The 17136-nt window shown below is 38.2% G+C and carries 19 protein-coding genes; 9 read left to right on the top strand and 10 right to left on the bottom strand.

The annotated features are described in order from the left end of the window. Positions 1-71: 71 nt before the first annotated feature. Both ACRPLY_RS11240 and gdh read right to left on the bottom strand, forming a co-directional pair. A complete protein-coding gene (locus ACRPLY_RS11240; protein ID WP_325077624.1) occupies positions 72-1061 on the bottom strand; it encodes a DUF4003 family protein in 990 nt (329 codons plus the stop codon). A 144-nt stretch (positions 1062-1205) separates the two neighbouring features. Further along, a complete protein-coding gene (gene gdh, locus ACRPLY_RS11235) occupies positions 1206-1991 on the bottom strand; it encodes a glucose 1-dehydrogenase (protein WP_325077623.1) in 786 nt (261 codons plus the stop codon). Between the two features lie 450 nt (positions 1992-2441). Here gdh and ACRPLY_RS11230 point away from each other — a divergent pair, with 450 nt between their 5' ends. Together ACRPLY_RS11230 and ACRPLY_RS11225 are read left to right on the top strand one after the other, a co-directional pair. Continuing rightward, positions 2442-3068: a nitroreductase family protein gene (locus tag ACRPLY_RS11230; protein ID WP_325075184.1), complete on the top strand. Its 627-nt coding sequence runs from the start codon at positions 2442-2444 to the stop codon at positions 3066-3068. A 60-nt stretch (positions 3069-3128) separates the two neighbouring features. Further along, the gene (locus ACRPLY_RS11225) at positions 3129-4433 is read left to right on the top strand and encodes an aldehyde dehydrogenase (protein WP_325077622.1); all 1305 of its coding nucleotides are present in this window, start codon (positions 3129-3131) and stop codon (positions 4431-4433) included. Between the two features lie 38 nt (positions 4434-4471). Here ACRPLY_RS11225 and ACRPLY_RS11220 read toward each other — a convergent pair whose 3' ends face one another. The 6 genes from ACRPLY_RS11220 to ACRPLY_RS11195 all read right to left on the bottom strand — a co-directional run bounded on the left by ACRPLY_RS11220 (position 4472) and on the right by ACRPLY_RS11195 (position 10428). Further along, positions 4472-5842: a DUF2254 domain-containing protein gene (locus ACRPLY_RS11220; protein WP_034268530.1), complete on the bottom strand. Its 1371-nt coding sequence runs from the start codon at positions 5840-5842 to the stop codon at positions 4472-4474. A 398-nt stretch (positions 5843-6240) separates the two neighbouring features. Continuing rightward, positions 6241-7014 carry a TPM domain-containing protein gene (locus ACRPLY_RS11215; protein ID WP_155007862.1) on the bottom strand — a complete coding sequence of 258 codons (774 nt, stop codon included), beginning with the start codon at positions 7012-7014 and terminating at the stop codon, positions 6241-6243. Next, positions 7014-7583: a LemA family protein gene (locus ACRPLY_RS11210; RefSeq protein WP_080754488.1), complete on the bottom strand. Its 570-nt coding sequence runs from the start codon at positions 7581-7583 to the stop codon at positions 7014-7016. The genes ACRPLY_RS11215 and ACRPLY_RS11210 overlap by 1 nt, the downstream gene beginning before the upstream one ends. Before the next feature lie 287 nt (positions 7584-7870). Continuing rightward, a complete protein-coding gene (locus ACRPLY_RS11205) occupies positions 7871-8491 on the bottom strand; it encodes a polysaccharide deacetylase family protein (RefSeq protein WP_049165661.1) in 621 nt (206 codons plus the stop codon). A 130-nt stretch (positions 8492-8621) separates the two neighbouring features. Continuing rightward, a complete protein-coding gene (locus ACRPLY_RS11200) occupies positions 8622-9971 on the bottom strand; it encodes a glycosyltransferase family 2 protein (protein WP_098112415.1) in 1350 nt (449 codons plus the stop codon). 214 nt (positions 9972-10185) lie between these two features. Then, entirely contained in the window at positions 10186-10428 is a 243-nt protein-coding gene (locus ACRPLY_RS11195) for a spore germination protein (RefSeq protein WP_013084095.1), read from the bottom strand. A gap of 220 nt (positions 10429-10648) precedes the next feature. Between ACRPLY_RS11195 and ACRPLY_RS11190 the strand changes: the two genes are divergently transcribed. The 3 genes from ACRPLY_RS11190 to ACRPLY_RS11180 all read left to right on the top strand — a co-directional run bounded on the left by ACRPLY_RS11190 (position 10649) and on the right by ACRPLY_RS11180 (position 12760). After that, a complete protein-coding gene (locus ACRPLY_RS11190; protein ID WP_013058076.1) occupies positions 10649-10966 on the top strand; it encodes a winged helix-turn-helix transcriptional regulator in 318 nt (105 codons plus the stop codon). A gap of 30 nt (positions 10967-10996) precedes the next feature. Further along, entirely contained in the window at positions 10997-11632 is a 636-nt protein-coding gene (locus ACRPLY_RS11185; protein ID WP_028414603.1) for an FMN-dependent NADH-azoreductase, read from the top strand. A 492-nt stretch (positions 11633-12124) separates the two neighbouring features. Continuing rightward, on the top strand, positions 12125-12760 hold the full coding sequence (locus ACRPLY_RS11180; RefSeq protein WP_028414604.1) for an FMN-dependent NADH-azoreductase: 636 nt from the start codon (positions 12125-12127) through the stop codon (positions 12758-12760). Positions 12761-12820: 60 nt separating this feature from the next. Here ACRPLY_RS11180 and ACRPLY_RS11175 read toward each other — a convergent pair whose 3' ends face one another. Continuing rightward, positions 12821-13360 (bottom strand): GNAT family N-acetyltransferase, encoded by a 540-nt coding sequence (locus ACRPLY_RS11175; protein WP_028414605.1) that lies wholly within the window; start codon positions 13358-13360, stop codon positions 12821-12823. A gap of 198 nt (positions 13361-13558) precedes the next feature. Between ACRPLY_RS11175 and ACRPLY_RS11170 the strand changes: the two genes are divergently transcribed. The 4 genes from ACRPLY_RS11170 to ACRPLY_RS11155 all read left to right on the top strand — a co-directional run bounded on the left by ACRPLY_RS11170 (position 13559) and on the right by ACRPLY_RS11155 (position 15925). Beyond that, on the top strand, positions 13559-13768 hold the full coding sequence (locus ACRPLY_RS11170) for a hypothetical protein (RefSeq protein ID WP_028414606.1): 210 nt from the start codon (positions 13559-13561) through the stop codon (positions 13766-13768). Between the two features lie 4 nt (positions 13769-13772). After that, positions 13773-14297: a hypothetical protein gene (locus ACRPLY_RS11165; RefSeq protein ID WP_325077616.1), complete on the top strand. Its 525-nt coding sequence runs from the start codon at positions 13773-13775 to the stop codon at positions 14295-14297. A 238-nt stretch (positions 14298-14535) separates the two neighbouring features. Further along, entirely contained in the window at positions 14536-15429 is an 894-nt protein-coding gene (locus ACRPLY_RS11160; RefSeq protein ID WP_028414608.1) for a tyrosinase family protein, read from the top strand. Between the two features lie 292 nt (positions 15430-15721). After that, positions 15722-15925 (top strand): YjcZ family sporulation protein, encoded by a 204-nt coding sequence (locus tag ACRPLY_RS11155; protein WP_375164330.1) that lies wholly within the window; start codon positions 15722-15724, stop codon positions 15923-15925. A gap of 57 nt (positions 15926-15982) precedes the next feature. Here ACRPLY_RS11155 and ACRPLY_RS11150 read toward each other — a convergent pair whose 3' ends face one another. Then, positions 15983-16960: a ring-cleaving dioxygenase gene (locus ACRPLY_RS11150; protein ID WP_028414610.1), complete on the bottom strand. Its 978-nt coding sequence runs from the start codon at positions 16958-16960 to the stop codon at positions 15983-15985. Positions 16961-17136: the final 176 nt, after the last annotated feature.

The raw sequence follows: 17136 nt of genomic DNA, 5'->3' as shown, positions 1-17136 counted from the left end.
CCCACTGATTCATCTTTAGGTTAGATTGATGTAGTTATGTCTCCCTCTCTCTTTTATAGCTCTTTAATTTATCAAGTAGTAGTCGTAGTAGCAACTGCTGAAGTGCTCGCAATAACCGCTAGCATAGCTGCTTGCTGAGCTTGAATAATGGTTTCAATCGTTGTATAGATGCCCGTTTCGACCACTCTAGAATCCTTCAGTTTTTCACTGATAACCAAATTAACCCCCAGCATAACATTGATGTCTTTCTGCCATTTAAAAAGCTTGTCTGCGTTTAGCTGTTTCACTACTTCATGGATAAGTTCAATTTCAGTTTCTGGTTTTTCAAACAGTGCTAATAAGCCAATGGCCGGGTAGTGCATCGCTTTTACTTTCATACCTGCCGATTCACAGGCTTCTTTTACTGATACGCATCTTTCAATAAGTGTATCTGCATCTAAATTTTTATCGATTGAGAGAATATGACTTAAAAATTGAAGGTCATTTCCTTTTTTAAATCCATGCTGCGCCAATGTTGTATAGAAGTGTTCAATTTCATGCATGAGATCATCAGTAGACTCGCTCGTTTCAGCTAATAGAACGGCAAGAGGTACATCGCCGCTTGAAGTAAGGAAAAGATGCTTCTTTTTCATGCCTTGATAAATTTCTGCGGATCTTCGGACCATTTCTTTATGACTTCGGCTTGACTCATTCGACAGCATAGCCGAAGCCGCAATGTACGTAAACGCGCCTCTCGTAAATCCGCCTTGTATCAATTGATCATATACGTCAAGAAACTCATGAAACGTTTCTTTTGGATTCTCATAGCGAGTATCAAGCATAGCTGCTATTGTAAAACGCTGTGATGATTTTAACGTAGAAAACATCCCTACTTGATTTTTGATATAGTCGCTTAACTCGAGGTAATCCTGAAGCTCGAGCGATTTACCTTTCACTGCATACATAGAAGCGATAGCCATAAACTGCTTGTGATCTGCCGCTTTCCATTTGAGCTCATTTTTTAAGCTGATATAAAAATCTCTATATTGATTTACTTTTTGTTGAATCGTTTCCGGGAGCATATCAACACGTCCTTTATTCGTCGTTAGCTTATATACGTAGCACTTCAACAAAAGTTTCAATATTTGGTAAATATCCTATACATTTATTACATACAAAAAAGACCTCGGAATATTCCGAGGTCTTTTTTTGTTCAGTTCTATTTATTAACCTCTTCCCGCTTGGAAAGAAGGATATTTTGTCATACCGCCATCCGCAAATAATGTAATACCTGTTACATAGCTTGCTTGTGATGATGCTAAGAATGCTGCAACTGACGCGATTTCTTCCGGGTTACCGATGTAGCCCATTGGAATCATACTTTCTACGTCTGCACGCTGTTCTGGATCAGCGAATTTTTCAGCGTTAATTGGTGTATCAATTGCCCCAGGTCCAATGTTATTCACGCGGATTCCTTTTGGTGCATATTCAAGAGCCAATGTTTCTGTCATTAGCTTCATGCCGCCTTTACTTGCTGCATAGTGAACAAATAATGGCCAAGGAATCATTTCGTGAACGCTAGACATGTTAATAACGTTTCCTTTGATATCATTTTCAACAAAATATTTAATCGCTTCGCGGCTGCCTAAAAACGCGCCCGTTAAGTTTGTATCAATTACTTGATTCCAGTTTTCTAATGATAATTTATGAGAAGGAACCGGGTTTTCAACACCAGCATTATTAATCATAACGTCTAATGTGCCAAATTCTTTAACAGCTATCTCTACAAGGTTCACAACGTCTTCTTCTTTTGTTACGTCGCCTCGAACAATAATTGCTTGACCGCCAGCTTGTTCAATTTCTTTTTTTACTTCTAGCGCTTCGTCTTCGTTGCTGCGGTAGTTTACAACCACTTTTGACTGCTCTTGACCAAAACGAACGGCCATTGCGCGACCCAATCCTTTTGATCCGCCTGTTACAACTACTACTTTATCTTTTAAATCTGTATACATCTTGAAGTCCTCCTACTTTTCCTGTTTAATATGTCTTGTTATACTGTACTAATTACAAATACAGTTTAGGTTTTAAAAAGAGAATAAACATTTTTCTATCTCTTCTTTGTCAAACTGTCATTCATTTAAAGAGCAGTAAATTCAATTTTGCTTCCTTTTCGTTACTTATCGTAACCAAGAGAGATAAAGTAGTCAAACTTTTTGTTTGATCATTTTTATCATTTCTTTTTTCCTTACTCTCTTTGTAGTTGTTTGTTCCCTGGAGAATGAGTCTTCACACTTCTAATTCACACCACTTCAAAAGTTTAAACTTTTTCCCTTGCAATTCTTAAATCAATGTATTATATTGTTGATGTATCAATTATTGATATATCAAACAATTGTCCGCAATCAAAAATATGGAAATGACAATAAATAAGTTTAACGCCTAAAAAGAAAGGAATAATGACTATGACTACAAAAGACTTTAACGAAATTGCTTTAAAACGTCGTTCAATTAAAAAATATAATCCTTCAGTAAAAATTAGCCGTGAGGAAATGGAGGAAATTCTTACAGAAGCTATGCGCGCTCCTTCTTCTGTTAATATGCAGCCGTGGCGCTTTGTTGTAATTGAAACACCGGAAGGAAAAGAAAAGCTAGCTGAACTTGCGAAATTTAACAGTGAACAAGTTCATACATCTTCAGCTGTTATTGCCGTGTTTGGTGATATGAATAACGTTGAATATGCAGATGAGATTTTCGGCAAGGCCGTAGAGCTGGGCTATATGCCTCAAGACATTAAAGAACAGCAGCTAAATTTCTTTAAGCCGATTTACGAAAACATGCCAAAAGCAGATATGAAAGACATCGTGCTGATCGATTCAGGTCTTGTGTCTATGCAGCTTATGCTTGTGGCTCGTGCTCACGGGTATGATACAAATCCAATCGGCGGATACGAAAAACACTTAATCGCAGAAGCATTCGGTCTAGATAAAGAACGTTATCTTCCAATTATGCTTATCTCAATCGGAAAAGCAGCAAGCGAAGGCCATGCTTCTTACCGTCTACCGGTCAATACGGTTACGACTTGGAAATAAGCAGCTAGTTCTATTCAATAAGTAAAGAGCTAAAAATGTGAAGTAAAAGGAGACTTTCTGATGAATAACTATCAAGAACTTACAAAAAAACAGCTTTCATTCTTCAACAGCGGTAAAACAAAAGACGTTGCGTTCCGTATCGAAACGCTAAAAAAATTAAGAGAACTTGTTGTGGGTCATGAAGACGACATTTTAAAAGCAGTAAAAGCTGATCTTAACAAACCAGAAATGGAAGCAAAACGTGCAGAAGTGGGTCTTGTACTAAGCGAAATCGACTTTGCAGTTGAGAATCTTGCAGAATGGGCAGCGCCAAAAGAAGTAGAAACACCATCTACTCACGCTGGAGCAAAAAGCTACATTTATCAAGATCCATACGGTTTAGCTCTAGTGATTGCACCTTGGAACTATCCGTTCCAACTTGCTGTATCACCAGTAGTAGGCGCGATTGCTGCAGGTAACTGCGTGGTGTTAAAGCCTTCTGAATTAACACCTCATACGTCAAGCCTTCTTGCTAAGATGTTTAATGAAAACTTCCCTGAAGAATACTTGACTGTAGTCGAAGGTGAAGTGGAAACAAGCACGGCTTTACTAAAAGAAAACTTTGATTACATCTTCTTTACAGGAAGTACAATGGTCGGCAAAATTGTAGCAGAAGCTGCAGCTAAACATTTAACGCCTGTTACGCTAGAACTAGGCGGAAAAAGTCCTACAATTGTACACGAAGATGCTAATATTGAAGAAGCAGCTAAACGTATTGCGCGCGGTAAATTTGCAAATGCTGGCCAAACGTGCGTAGCGCCAGACTACATTCTTGTTCAGCGAAATGTAAAAGACGAGCTGCTAGCTAACCTAAAACAAGTCGTAACAAAAACGTACGGCGAAGATGTTTCACAAAATCTAGACTTCCCTCACGTAGTGAGCGAAAAGCATTTTGATCGTCTTAACAGCTTCTTAACAAACGGAGATATCGTTTTTGGAGGCAAAACGGACCGTTCTCGTCTGTTTATTGAACCAACTGTTCTTGACAACATCTCATGGGAAGACAATGTGATGCAAGATGAAATCTTTGGACCAATTCTTCCAGTCATCGTATACGATGAAATCTCAGAAGTAATCCAAGCAATCGTAAAACGTCCAAAACCATTGGCACTTTATCTTTTCTCTGAAGATGAAGCAGTCCAAGATCACATCTTAAACAGCGTGTCATTTGGCGGCGGTTCTATTAACGATACAATTAATCACATGACATCTCACTACCTTCCATTTGGCGGCGTTGGTGACAGCGGAATGGGTGCGTATCACGGAAAAGCAAGCTTTGATACATTTTCACATGCTAAAAGCATCTTAAAACGTTCGAATAAATAAAGAAAAAGCCGAAGTCAGCGTCTGACTTCGGCTTTTTTTTATTCTTTCATTTGTTTGGCGATTTGTTCATACTGCTCTTCTTTTTTTGTGGAAACCGCTAAATCGCAAAGAATATGTAAAAAATATTTTTTATCTTGAACAAATAAATACTCTTCTTCAAAGCCTTTAGAAATGTATACGGCAAACTCCCAGATGTCGTCATAATAAGCTGGCCCAATGGCCTCAGCGAGATTTCCAAGCGTTTTGAGCAGCTCCATCGTAATGATAATATTCCGTCTCGCATAGTGCCGGATATTAGCAAATCCATCATATAAAAAGTCCTCAAACTTTTTGTCAGGGATCACCATTCGTATCACGCCTTTATCATCAACTAAGTAAGAAGAAAATTGACTCGCGGCACAAATTTCCCGAAGAATATCGCTAATTTGGTGAATGGAGTTAACTGCCGTTTTGAAGTCATCATTTCCTAGTGATTTAATCGCCATCTCCACAAACTTGGTAATAATATACGTCGTGTCTTGAATATCAGTCTGGGATTTCCCTACATGGATATATTGGTGAAAGACGGTGCAATCCATTTCATCTTGCTCCGTCGAATCTCTATGCCAATAATAAAACAATACGGTTCCGCTGAGCACATAATCCCCTACTTCACGCTCCATTTTTATCACTAAATTATGCTCTTTGGCACAGTGAATCAATTGGCTATAGTTCAATGTTTGAATATAGCCAGATGTTTGAATACATACCGGCTTTTTCTCTCCTTCTGGAAAGGAAAATTGTTCGCTATGACTAGACTGCGTTCGATGAATCTCCAGTTCCTCGCGAATCGTTGTCTTAATCGCTTTTATGGACGCTGTTTTCATCGATTGAGTCATATGATTTACTTGCAGCCACTTAACAGAATGATTAATGAAGTAGACAAACGTGCCCGCACTAAAAACAGAAAGGGCTGTCGTCACAAACGGAATCGCAAAATATCCGTCTACTTGAGAGCTGTTTAAAAATAGAAAGACAAAAAGTGTATATAAAAAACTACCTATAAAAATGCCCAGAATTCGCTGAGTAGATTTTGAAGAAGCAAAGTTTTTTAACACGCGAGGAGAAAACTGAGCTGCAAATGATGTAAACACAACGAGCATTAAGTTAAAGGTAAACGTCGTAATCGATAAAATTCCGGGCATAATCGTACTCACTAACGTATTGGTTAAATCCATGTTGATTGAAAAAAATGAAGGAACCTTCTCTCCTACTTTGCAATAATAGTCAAGAAACAGCGTTAGTGCAGCTAAAAGAACCGAAAAGAAAGCATAAATTAAGGGACTAAACCAGATTTGACTAGTTAACTCATCTTTAAACGCACGAGGAGAGAGCTGTTTTCTTGCCGCTATCCATCTAAATGTATTCATATAAAACCTTCCTTTTTATTTGTAAATCTCTAACTTTTTTCTTAGTTCCCTAATTTTTTTTGATTATGCTTATACAATGGAAAAAATCTATTTTTTAAGATATAGGCATACAAAGCAAAAAAGAGGTTGAGATACCCCTAATTATTTCATCTAAATGAGTACAAATAGAATACATGAGCTGAACCGCTCATGACGCGGCCGGTGAGCCTTTCCCCCCAGGAGTCTTCGCCTCGCCCTCCAATCAACTGCTAGAAGGAACTGAATGAAGATATGAAAGCTATATTCACCATCCAAACAAAAAATCCGAACGCGTTGGATTCTCAATCAAGAATCCATCACGTTCGGATTTTCTTTCAACTAACCTCATTTTATCTCAGCCTCTTTTAACTCTTACCTTTTTACCAGCCTCGGCTTGCTCCGCCGCCTCCGGAGCTGCCGCCTCCCCCTCCGCGAGGACCGCTTCCACTGCCGCCACCTCCGCCGCCTCTTCCTCCAAACATGACAAGGAAGTTTAGCAAAAATTGAGTGATGGCTCCTTTAAAAAAGACAAAGTCAAGGATAAGCAAGCCCACAATAACAGCTGCAATCAGCAGCGTTTGAAGCGTTGTGAAATGAACACCGCTATCAGAAGGCGGAGCTGCTTTTGGCACTTTTTGTTCAAAATCTGTTCCTAAATCATACTCTTTTACGACTTGGTTATAAACAGCTTTATATGTGCTTTCTAGCGCCGTATCGTATTTGCCGTTTTTTAAGTTAGGAATAGCATAAGAGTCAATGATTTCTCCAGATTTGATATCGGTGATAGCTCCTTCTAATCCATACCCTACTTCGATTCGGATTTTTTGTTCTTTTTTAGCGAGCAAAATAAGAACGCCATTGTTCAGCTTTTTATCACCGAGTTTGTACTTTCGAAACGCTTCATTTGCGTACTCTTCTACATCCGAATCACCTAATGAATTCACCGTAAGAATCGCTACTTGAGCTTTCGTTTCATCATCTAACTTTCTGCCCATTTGATTGATATCCGCTTTTTCCTGGTCATTTAACAGATGAGCAAAATCTTGAACGTAAATATCGCCTACCGGATTTGGGATATCAGGTGCAGCAAAAGCAACGCTTACCGTATTACATAAAAGAGATAATAATAAAGCAAACGAAGCAAGAAATTTCATCACTTATCGCTCCCGAAATCAACTTTCGGCGCTTGTTTTTCTTCATTTGTTACTTCAAAATATGATTTTTCATCAAACCCAAACGTGCGCGCAAACATGTTTTTAGGAAATCCCTTAACGGATTTATTATATTTTGCAACTTCATCATTATAGTCTTTACGCGCTACAGCAAGTCGATTTTCCGTTCCTTCTAAGCTATCCATCAAGCTTCTGAAGTTTTCATTTGCTTTTAAATCCGGATACTTTTCAACCACTACAAGCAGGCGATTTAACGCGCCGCTTAATTGCTGATCTGCATCAGCTTTATCTTCAGGCGTTTTCGCTCCCGCTAGCTGCGCTCTTGCCTGAGTGACTGAATCAATTGCTTCCTGTTCATGCTTAGCGTAGCCTTTTACCGTTTCCACTAAGTTAGGAATTAAATCAGATCGTCTTTTTAGTTGGTTATCCACTTGGGAAAATTTATTATCTACATCTTCCTCTGCGCTAACGAGGCCATTGTAAGAGCTTATTCCGTAAATTACAATAAGCACTAACACAACAATCGTAGCGATCAAACCTTTGTTTCTCAATGTATTACCTCTTTTCTTCATCAAAATTATGTATCTATTTACTAGTACGAATCATACCCTAAAAAGATTCATTTTTTTCCAATTTTATTTATGATGACCACATGCTTTAACGATCACTCTCTCTATAAGTTGAAATACTTTTATACTACTCTCACCGCAAACTCCTCATTTCTCAAACACGTTTCTCTATCTAGTCTTTCTATAACCTAGTACATGTAATCCTTATCCATTTTATCTTATTTCATACATCTAAAAAAGGAATGGCTAAGAACCATTCCTTTTTCTACTTAAGACCAACCCTCAATCTTGTATGCGACTCGGTGAAATTCAGGAACCGTTACAAATTGATAGTCGTTCTTTATTAAATACTTAATGAGTTTCGGCAATGAAGCAACAATTTGGTCCCGCGCTCCGCTGCCATACCGATCCCCGTCGTGCATGATAATAAGATTCTTTTCTTGTAGATTTTTAATCGTATGTTTGCATATGGCCAGTGGATCTTCTTCACGCCAATCCTGGCTATCTATATTCCATAGAACAGACGTCATTCCCAATTCCTTAATGGCAGCAAGAGCTGTATCATTTATCGAACTGTAAGGTGGACGAAACAGCTTGGGAGAATAACCGATGATTTTCTCTATTTGAGCATTTGTAGAAATGATTTCTTTCCACAACTCATGCTTAGAAAGAGTTGTAATATCAGGATGACTCCACGTGTGATTTCCAATTACGTGCTTTTCTCTATGAATACGTTGGATCAGCTTTGGAAATCTTTCTACTTCCGAACCAACGACAAAAAAGGTCGCACGTACATGATATCTTTTTAGAACTTTTAAAACTGCAGCCGTGTAAGCTGAGGGGCCATCATCAAACGTTAACGCAACGTACTTTGGTGAATTTTGATTCATGTTTTCTCCCCTTATATAAAATAGATATAGAAATAAACCCCTCAATTTTTTTTGCGTAAGCTGAGGGGGTTTTTACGGCGGGACAATTTTCACGAGTTGATGTTATAGCTGCTTTTGAATGTGATAACCACTATAGGTAATAGATTTGTTCAAAAGAACTTGCCAAGTAGTCAAATCCGCGAGGACGCAGTGTTTCGAACTGCTGAATAATTTTTATTCTTTCCTCTGATCCTCCTGGGAGATCGTAAAGTTTCGTCACGGGCTGTCCACTATTTAAATATTCAATGATTCTATACAGCATGACGCGAAAAGCATGTTTAAATTCCTTATATTCATCAGGAAAACGCTGCTCCAGCGCTTTATATTCAACTAATGTTCTATGCATATGCATAAACGGAAGCTCTTTCCATTCAAGAGAGAGGATAAGAACGTCTATATTGGGATGTTTTTTAACGAAGCGATAGTGATTTCCCCACTGTTCTTTTACTTTTCGCTTAGACATACCGTGTTCTTGGTGATAAGCAACCGTAGAGGAATCTAAAACAAATTGTGCACCATTCTTATATAAACGATATCCAAGCTCCCAGTCTTCTGCCCCGTAGCCGACAAAAGTCTCATCAAAATAGCCTGATTTCTTTAATTGCGCTTTTCTCACTGATACGTTTCCACTTAAAAATGCAATATAAGGTAGCGTAAATCCCTCAAGTCGCTCTCCGAAATGTTTTAGCCCGCTGTTGAGGAAATAGCGATTAGGAAAGGATAAACGTTGAAAACGGTTTGTATCAATATCTTCTTTTGTTACAAGAGGACAAGGAACATTTAAATGCTGCTGCGTCTGTTCATAGTTTTCATACAATCTTCTATACTCAGCATCGTTATTTACTAGTTGTTTTAAATGAGCCACTTGATCTTCATTATAGTCTGGCATAATAAACGTGTAGACTCCTTCATAATGCATAGCTCCGGTAACCACAAGGTTGGATTCATGCACATGATGTTTATAGTGATTTTCAATAAAAGCAGGAGGAGCCAGCATTTCTCCATCTAAAAAGATTAAAAGATCTCCTTCAGCATGATTAATTCCTATATTACGTACTGAGGAACGCCCTTTATTTTTTTTCATGCGAATATATTTAAATTTAAACGGGACATCAGCTTCTTTTAAAATGTTAGGTGTGTTGTCAGAAGAAGCGTCATCCACTAGAATGACTTCATACTGAGCGTGGGGAAACGTTTGTTTAGATAAACCGTAAAGCGAAAGAGAGGTTTGGTGGTATTTATTATAAGTAGGCATAATAATACTCACTTTAATAGGTTGTTTATGATTATTTTTTATACTCATACTATATAATGAATGGTCTGCTTTATTTATTTTATTTTTGGTCTCTTTTAAGGGATTTGGACTCTTTTTTTTCTTTTTAATATAGTATTTTCCATCGGAACGGTTGTAATAGGAATCATATAATTCTATTTTAATCATCCTTTCTTTGTTTTTCCTCTATATACTATTCAATAAATGACCGGGTGCTTGTACAATATATAATTTTTTTTGGAAAAGGCGTATATAATAGATTCGGGAACTTTAGTAGATCGTTCTATTGAATTAGAAACATATTCTCTTATCATAAATAAGTGTTCTACTTCTCAGTATAAAAAAGCTGCTTACAACTTCATGTGTTATAAGCAGCTTCCTTTTATAGCTGATTTCCATATACCCCATCAATATTTGCAACAGCCGTTTGATCAAATATATCTGCATCCATATTTGTATTTTTCATTCGCGCACAAGCAGCTGAAATGTCTCCATAGGTTGAGTTGATTCCAACAGATTTAACATCCGCTGTGTGTCCGTTGTGAAGAACTTCTCCAAAATTCATCGATCCGTTTCTTGCCATACCATTAATTCTCGTGTTACAGATGTTAATAACTCCTGCCATGACCATACCACCTTTTCTTAAAGAGAATTTGTACATCATATGTTGTGACAAGCCTATGTGTGAAAAGTTTTTATAAAACAAAAGGCAAGGTACAAACATTAGTGAATTTATTCATTTCACCCTGCTTCACCCAAAGTTTCCACATGTTTTTATGCTTTTTCTGTTACAATAAATGCATAAGTTATTTTTCATCCATATTGTTTGAAGGAGGATACGTAATATGGACGAACCAAAAGATATTCAACCTAAAGTAGAAAAAAGTTTCGAACTGATTGGCAAGAAGTGGACAGGATTAATCATCTATGTGCTTATGAGCGGTCCTAAACGCTTTAGTGAATTAAATGAAAGTATACCAGCTTTAAGCAGAAGGCTGTTGACAGAACGGATTAAAGAGCTTGAAGACCACGGAATCGTTGTCCGAAATGTCATTCCCGACCGCCCTATTCGTTCTGAATATTCGCTGACTCAAAAAGGAACAGAGTTAGGTAAAATACTAGGACCGATTAGCCAGTGGGCAGAAAGCTGGGTCCAAGATTAATAAAACTACTCCATAGAAAGGATGAGCATCATGGCAAATGTTCTCTATATTACTGCACACCCTTTAGCTGAAGACGAATCGCTTAGCATGGCTGTAGGGAAAGAATTTATTGACGTGTATAAGCAAACACATCCAGAAGATGATGTGGTTCATTTAGATTTATATCAAGCAGATATTCCATACTTAGATGCAGACGTATTTAACGGATGGAAAAAGCTTCGTTCTCACTCCTCCATCCAGGATTTATCAACGGATGAACGATTAAAAGTGGGACGGTTAGCCGAACTAGGCGGACAGTTCGTACTTGCTGACAAATATATTTTTGTCACGCCAATGTGGAATTTTTCCGTTCCTGCGATCATGAAAACGTACATCGATGCGATTACCGTGTCAGGTAAAACCTTTACATATACAAAAGAAGGCGCTCAGGGATTGCTTAAAGGAAAAAAAGCAATTCACATTCAGTCCCGCGGAGACGTGTATTCAGAAGGCCCAGAAATGGCAAGAGAAATGGGCCACCGCTATTTAGAAATCATGATGGACTTCTTTGGTATTGAAGCGTTTGAAAGCATTATTATTGAAGGGCAAGTAAAATTCCCGGATCAAATTCCGCAAATTAAAGAAAAAGCACTCCAAAAAGCACATTCAATGGCCAAAACGTTTTAAATTCAATAAGAATCAAAAAGACCTCGAAGCTGACCGGGGTCTTTTTCTTTTCTTTCCTCTTCGCTACATTATATTTCCCTTGAAATATTCCTCTCTTTCTGTCTCGTTTTGCGCTAAAAATATATGTTAAACAAACGGTTAAACGCTGTTATTTTTTGTTACTATTAATAACGCATGAAACAAAAATATATAATTTTTCTTTTTCTTTTTTTTAATTATCCATCTTCAAAAAAAGATAGTTCCTCTAGATAAATAACGTTTAAAATCACACTCCAAACTGAAAAAACCCTTATTTTTAAAGGATTCATCCATAAAACCCAAAAGCGTAATACTCTTAAAAATGTTTTTGAGCATGATAAAACCTAATAAAAAACCTTTGACTAAATTTGTTACGTAAGTTACTATTAATAACGTAGTAGATGTTTTCGAACATATTATCTTTAATTCATAAAACAACATTTATATATTGAAAACAGAAAGGTGAAAAGAATTATGGCAAAAGTATTATATATTACAGCAAACCCTAACGATGCTACGCAATCATTCAGTATGGCTGCGGGAGATGCATTTATTAATGAGTATAAAGAAGTAAACCCAGCGGATGAGATTGTTCACGTTAACTTATATCAAGAGCATATCCCTCACATCGACGGCGATGTATTCAGCGGATGGGGCAAACTTGGAAGCGGCGCAGAATTTGATACACTTACTTCTGAAGAACAGCGCAAAGTTGCTCGCCTAAACGAGTTAAGTGACCAATTTGCTCAAGCGGACAAATATGTATTTGTTACACCAATGTGGAACTTCTCATTCCCTCCAGTGATGAAAGCATACTTAGATGCTGTAGCAGTAGCTGGAAAATCATTTAAATATACAGCAGAAGGTTCTGTAGGTCTATTAACAGATAAAAAAGCGTATCATATTCAAGCAAACGGCGGTATCTACTCTCGCGGCCCTGCTGGTGAACTAGAAATGGGTCACCGCTATATGCGCATTATGATGAACTTCTTTGGGGTTCCTTCTATCGGAAGCCTATTTGTAGAAGGACAGGCTGCAATGCCAGATAAAGCACAAGAAATTAAAGAAGACGGTATTGCTCGCGCTAAAGAAGCTGCACGTACGTTCTAATAACAAATATAAGCACAAAAAAAGGAACATCTCCCCATGTTCCTTTTTTTGTGCTTACAATTATATCTTTGCTTCCCCGCGCAGCAGCGAATAAACATATGTATCAAACGGGATATTGTTTTGATATAGGTACTCTCTTAACGTCCCTTCTTTTTTAAATCCTACTTTGCTTAACAAAGCGATAGATCCGCTATTTTGCGTAAATACAATCGCTCCTATGCGATTGTATTGAAGTTCGTGGAAGCCATAAGAAATCGCTTCATGAACGGCTTCCGTTGCGTATCCTTTGTTCCAGTGCTCTGGAAAAAGAGCATAGCTTATATTTGCTTTTTTATGCTCTGAAGACCACTCTTGAAACCCTATTGTGCCAATCAGCTTTTCGTTTCCTTTTAGCTGAATCCCCCATTTAATCAACTGCTTTTCTTCGTAGCCTTTGGAAAAATTCTCAATGATCCCTTTCACTTGGTCAATCGATTCTAAAGATTTTTGCCCGTAATAGCGCAGCACGTCTTCATCAGAAAAGCATTCTAAAATCTCACCCGCATCATTTTCTACAATTTTTCTTAATATCAGCCGTTTTGTCTCTAATTCCGGAAACATTTTCTTCCCTCTTTTCTGCGCAGCTTATCTATCTACGGTAAACCATACTATTCTCCTCTCAACTAGCAATATCCTGCTAAAACCTCACCCGGGAGGGTTCATTTCCTATCCAAATAGTCGATTTACAGCAGAGATAGTGGTATTTTATATAGTGGGCATACGTTGCTTTTTATCAATACAGAGGCGGTGAACGCAGAAATGAGCCAAGATAAAGAATTGCTGTCCACGATACACGCTCTTCAAAAAGAGCTGCAGCAAGAAAAAGAAAACCGTGCGTATATGCAAAAAGATATGGACGAACTAAGAAGCGCTTTATTACAATCAGAACAAGTAAAACAAAACTTAATCGATCAGCTAGAAAAGAAAGTTGATTTGATTTTAACGTTGATTCAAAAAGGAGACGCATAAAGGAATGGATTTTTTTAAAAACAGCAAAATACTATACACCATTGTAGCACTTGTGATTGCTCTCATCGCTGTATTTACCAACAATTCGCCTATTTCCCTCATTCAGCAGCATGAAAATTCAAGCAGCACATCCAGCAGTACATCGGGGAGTACATCGGACACTACATCAAGCAACGAATGCTCTGCAGAGACTCAAAGCGACAGGTTATTTACCGGCAAAGAGCTTGTCTTACAAGAAGGAAATGATAAATACGGATATTGCCACATTGTCGCGCATATGCAAAAACCAGGAGCGGACAATTACCATGGTAAAAGCCAATTCAGCAAGTATTTAAATGAAAAACAAGCCATGTCTATTGCCGAAAAAGTCATTAACGAAGGTGAAGACGGCACCAATAATAAATCTGGCAATTACGTTAAAGAAAAATATATTAGTTCTTTAAACCAAGAAGTTAGAGTTGTGTATACCGACTACAGAGGCAAAGACTACGACTACAGTGTAACGACCATGTATCCAATAGGTCATTAACCCTAATATATACAATGAAAAAGCAGGCCCACGCCTGCTTTTTTTCATTATACCTCTTCTCATTATCTACAGCTCTAGAAAGTTAATAATTGATTTAAAGTCTATTTGATATGTAAAAAACCCAACTTTAGACTGTTAAATTTTGGAGATATGACAGTAGCACTTTTACCTCTTGGACATATTCTAAATATAAAAAAGAAACAGTCCTTTGCTTCTTTTTTAAGAAAGAGGTTTAAAAATGAGTAACAAATATAAAGTCAGAAAAAACGTATTACATCTTACAGACACCGAAAAAAGAGATTTTATTCGTGCCGTGCTAATACTAAAGGAAAAAGGAATATATGACCGCTATGTAGCCTGGCATGGTGCAGCAGGTAAATTTCATACTCCTCCGGGCAGCGATCGAAATGCAGCACATATGAGTTCTGCTTTTTTGCCGTGGCATCGTGAATACCTTTTGCGATTCGAACGTGACCTCCAGTCGATCAATCCAGAAGTAACCCTTCCTTATTGGGAATGGGAAACGGATGCACAGCTGCAGGATCCATCACAATCAGCAATTTGGAACGCAGATTTTATGGGCGGAAACGGAAATCCCAAAAAGGATTTTATCGTCGATACCGGGCCATTTGCAGCTGGGCGCTGGACGACGATCGATGAACAAGGAAATCCTTCCGGAGGGTTAAAACGTAATTTGGGCGCAACGAAAGAGGCACCTACACTCCCTACTCGAGATGATGTTCTCAAAGCTTTAAAAATAACTCAATATGATACGCCGCCTTGGGATATGACCAGCCAAAACAGCTTTCGTAATCAGCTTGAAGGATTTATTAACGGGCCGCAGCTTCACAATCGTGTACACCGTTGGGTTGGCGGACAGATGGGCGTTGTCCCTACTGCTCCGAATGATCCTGTCTTCTTTTTACACCACGCAAATGTGGATCGTATTTGGGCTGTATGGCAAATTGTTCACCGCAATCAAAACTATCTGCCGATGAAAAACGGGCCGTTTGGTCAAAACTTTAGAGATCCGATGTATCCTTGGAATACAACCCCTGAAGATGTTATCAACCATCGAAAGCTTGGGTACGTATACGATATAGAATTAAGAAAATCAAAACGTTCCTCATAACCCGTTCTAGAAACAGCGGTATAAAATTTAGAACAGGTAACCCCCTTCCCTTCTGACATAACTTATAAGGCCACAAGCATTGTAAAACTAAGTTCAACATTTCCATTCACCATAAAATATAGTTAATCAACCATAATTGGGCTGTGAATAAGCTTCATATGAGGACCTTCGAACATATGAATAAGTTATCAAAGCTTTATAAAAGTTTTATAAATGAAGGGAAGATATTAAAATGCATAATAACGTAAACGCACCTTTTAGTTCTAATGAAAATATGCCGTTCTCACCTGCTATGGCTCACCACGGCTATGCTGCTCCTGCTTATGACCATATGATTCCACACTGCGGATATACAATGCCGGACTATGGATATATGGAATGTGGATATAGCGTTCCTTGCCACAGAGGTAATGGTTTTGCCATTATCATCGTACTGTTTATTTTACTCATTATTATTGGTGCATGTGGTTTCGGTTTCCATCACGATGATTGTTAACCTAAAAAACTCCAGTATAAATACTGGAGTTTTTTCATGTCTTAATCGCTGCAAACCTTATAGCGTTTCGTCCAAATCTAGAGGTCTCAGCTTCTCTTCAATTTCTTTGCGCTTCGGCTCTAAAAATGGCGGCAGCGCTAATGTTTGACCCATTGTTTCAAGCGGTTCATCGGTCGCAAATCCAGGTGTGTCCGTTGATAACTCAAATAAAATGCCGTTTGGTTCTCTGAAGTAAAGTGCTTTAAAATAGTATCGTTCTACTTTACCGGAATTCGGCAGACTGTTTTCATTTAATCGAGTTGCCCACTTATTGTATTCTTCTTCATTTGGCACACGGAAGGCAACGTGATGAACGCCACCGCGCCCTAAGCGAACTTTCGGCAAATCGGGTCTCGTTTCAATATGAACTTCGGCTCCGCTTCCGCCTTCACCCGTTGCATAAACCAAAATATCCTTTTGATTTTCTGCAAAAGATGGATAAGAACCTACATAGCGAAATCCCATAATGTTTGTTAGTACACCGACTGTTGGTTCTGCCGTGCCCACCGTTAGCGTGACCGGTCCTAAGCCGATGATCGCATGTTCTAACGGAATGTCTTCGCGCTTCCACGGCACGCCTGCTCTTACCCCTTTTTCACCGTTGTCCGCGACAAGAAGCAAACGTGTACCTTCGTAATCTTTAAATGCTAATGTATCACGATTAGCTCGTTTAGCTATTTCTTCATATTCCACTCCGTGCTGCTCGAAGCGTTCTTTCCAAAAGTGTAGAGAATCCGTACTTTTAACGCGAAGCGACACAGTCGAAATGTCAGATGCACCTTCATGTGTTCTTGCAAGCCCTGGAATATCAAAAAACGTTACTTCCGTTCCTGGGGTCCCTTCTCCATCTGCATAAAATAAGTGGTAAGACTGAGTGTTATCTTGATTCACCGTTTTTTTTACTAATCGCATGCCTAAAACTTTAGTGAAAAACTGATAGTTTTTCTCAGCTTTCCCCGTCAGAATAGATACATGATGCAACCCTAACAATTCCATCTGATCCGCCTCTTTTCATAATATATAAATTTTTTAACTTCCTTTAAAATTATCTTTAATTTAATTATCTTTAATTAAAGATAATTTTAAAGGATATACAGCCTGTTTGTCAATAACAAGAAAAGTACTGTGGACATAAAAAAAGAAACTAAAAACATATTCAGTTTCTTTTTGGA

Source organism: Priestia sp. TGN 0903 (assembly GCF_050846855.1).
GTDB lineage: Bacteria > Bacillota > Bacilli > Bacillales > Bacillaceae_H > Priestia > Priestia zanthoxyli.
Note: the sequence above shows the minus strand (reverse complement) of the source record. Positions and strands in the feature narration are given on the sequence as shown.

Coding starts and splice junctions, on each gene's coding strand:
- ACRPLY_RS11240 (WP_325077624.1), bottom strand. CDS start 1,061: ATGCTCCCGGAAACGATTCAACAAAAAGTAAATCAATATAGAGATTTT.
- gdh (WP_325077623.1), bottom strand. CDS start 1,991: ATGTATACAGATTTAAAAGATAAAGTAGTAGTTGTAACAGGCGGATCA.
- ACRPLY_RS11230 (WP_325075184.1), top strand. CDS start 2,442: ATGACTACAAAAGACTTTAACGAAATTGCTTTAAAACGTCGTTCAATT.
- ACRPLY_RS11225 (WP_325077622.1), top strand. CDS start 3,129: ATGAATAACTATCAAGAACTTACAAAAAAACAGCTTTCATTCTTCAAC.
- ACRPLY_RS11220 (WP_034268530.1), bottom strand. CDS start 5,842: ATGAATACATTTAGATGGATAGCGGCAAGAAAACAGCTCTCTCCTCGT.
- ACRPLY_RS11215 (WP_155007862.1), bottom strand. CDS start 7,014: ATGAAATTTCTTGCTTCGTTTGCTTTATTATTATCTCTTTTATGTAAT.
- ACRPLY_RS11205 (WP_049165661.1), bottom strand. CDS start 8,491: ATGAATCAAAATTCACCAAAGTACGTTGCGTTAACGTTTGATGATGGC.
- ACRPLY_RS11200 (WP_098112415.1), bottom strand. CDS start 9,971: ATGATTAAAATAGAATTATATGATTCCTATTACAACCGTTCCGATGGA.
- ACRPLY_RS11195 (WP_013084095.1), bottom strand. CDS start 10,428: ATGGCAGGAGTTATTAACATCTGTAACACGAGAATTAATGGTATGGCA.
- ACRPLY_RS11190 (WP_013058076.1), top strand. CDS start 10,649: ATGGACGAACCAAAAGATATTCAACCTAAAGTAGAAAAAAGTTTCGAA.
- ACRPLY_RS11185 (WP_028414603.1), top strand. CDS start 10,997: ATGGCAAATGTTCTCTATATTACTGCACACCCTTTAGCTGAAGACGAA.
- ACRPLY_RS11180 (WP_028414604.1), top strand. CDS start 12,125: ATGGCAAAAGTATTATATATTACAGCAAACCCTAACGATGCTACGCAA.
- ACRPLY_RS11175 (WP_028414605.1), bottom strand. CDS start 13,360: ATGTTTCCGGAATTAGAGACAAAACGGCTGATATTAAGAAAAATTGTA.
- ACRPLY_RS11170 (WP_028414606.1), top strand. CDS start 13,559: ATGAGCCAAGATAAAGAATTGCTGTCCACGATACACGCTCTTCAAAAA.
- ACRPLY_RS11165 (WP_325077616.1), top strand. CDS start 13,773: ATGGATTTTTTTAAAAACAGCAAAATACTATACACCATTGTAGCACTT.
- ACRPLY_RS11160 (WP_028414608.1), top strand. CDS start 14,536: ATGAGTAACAAATATAAAGTCAGAAAAAACGTATTACATCTTACAGAC.
- ACRPLY_RS11155 (WP_375164330.1), top strand. CDS start 15,722: ATGGCTCACCACGGCTATGCTGCTCCTGCTTATGACCATATGATTCCA.
- ACRPLY_RS11150 (WP_028414610.1), bottom strand. CDS start 16,960: ATGGAATTGTTAGGGTTGCATCATGTATCTATTCTGACGGGGAAAGCT.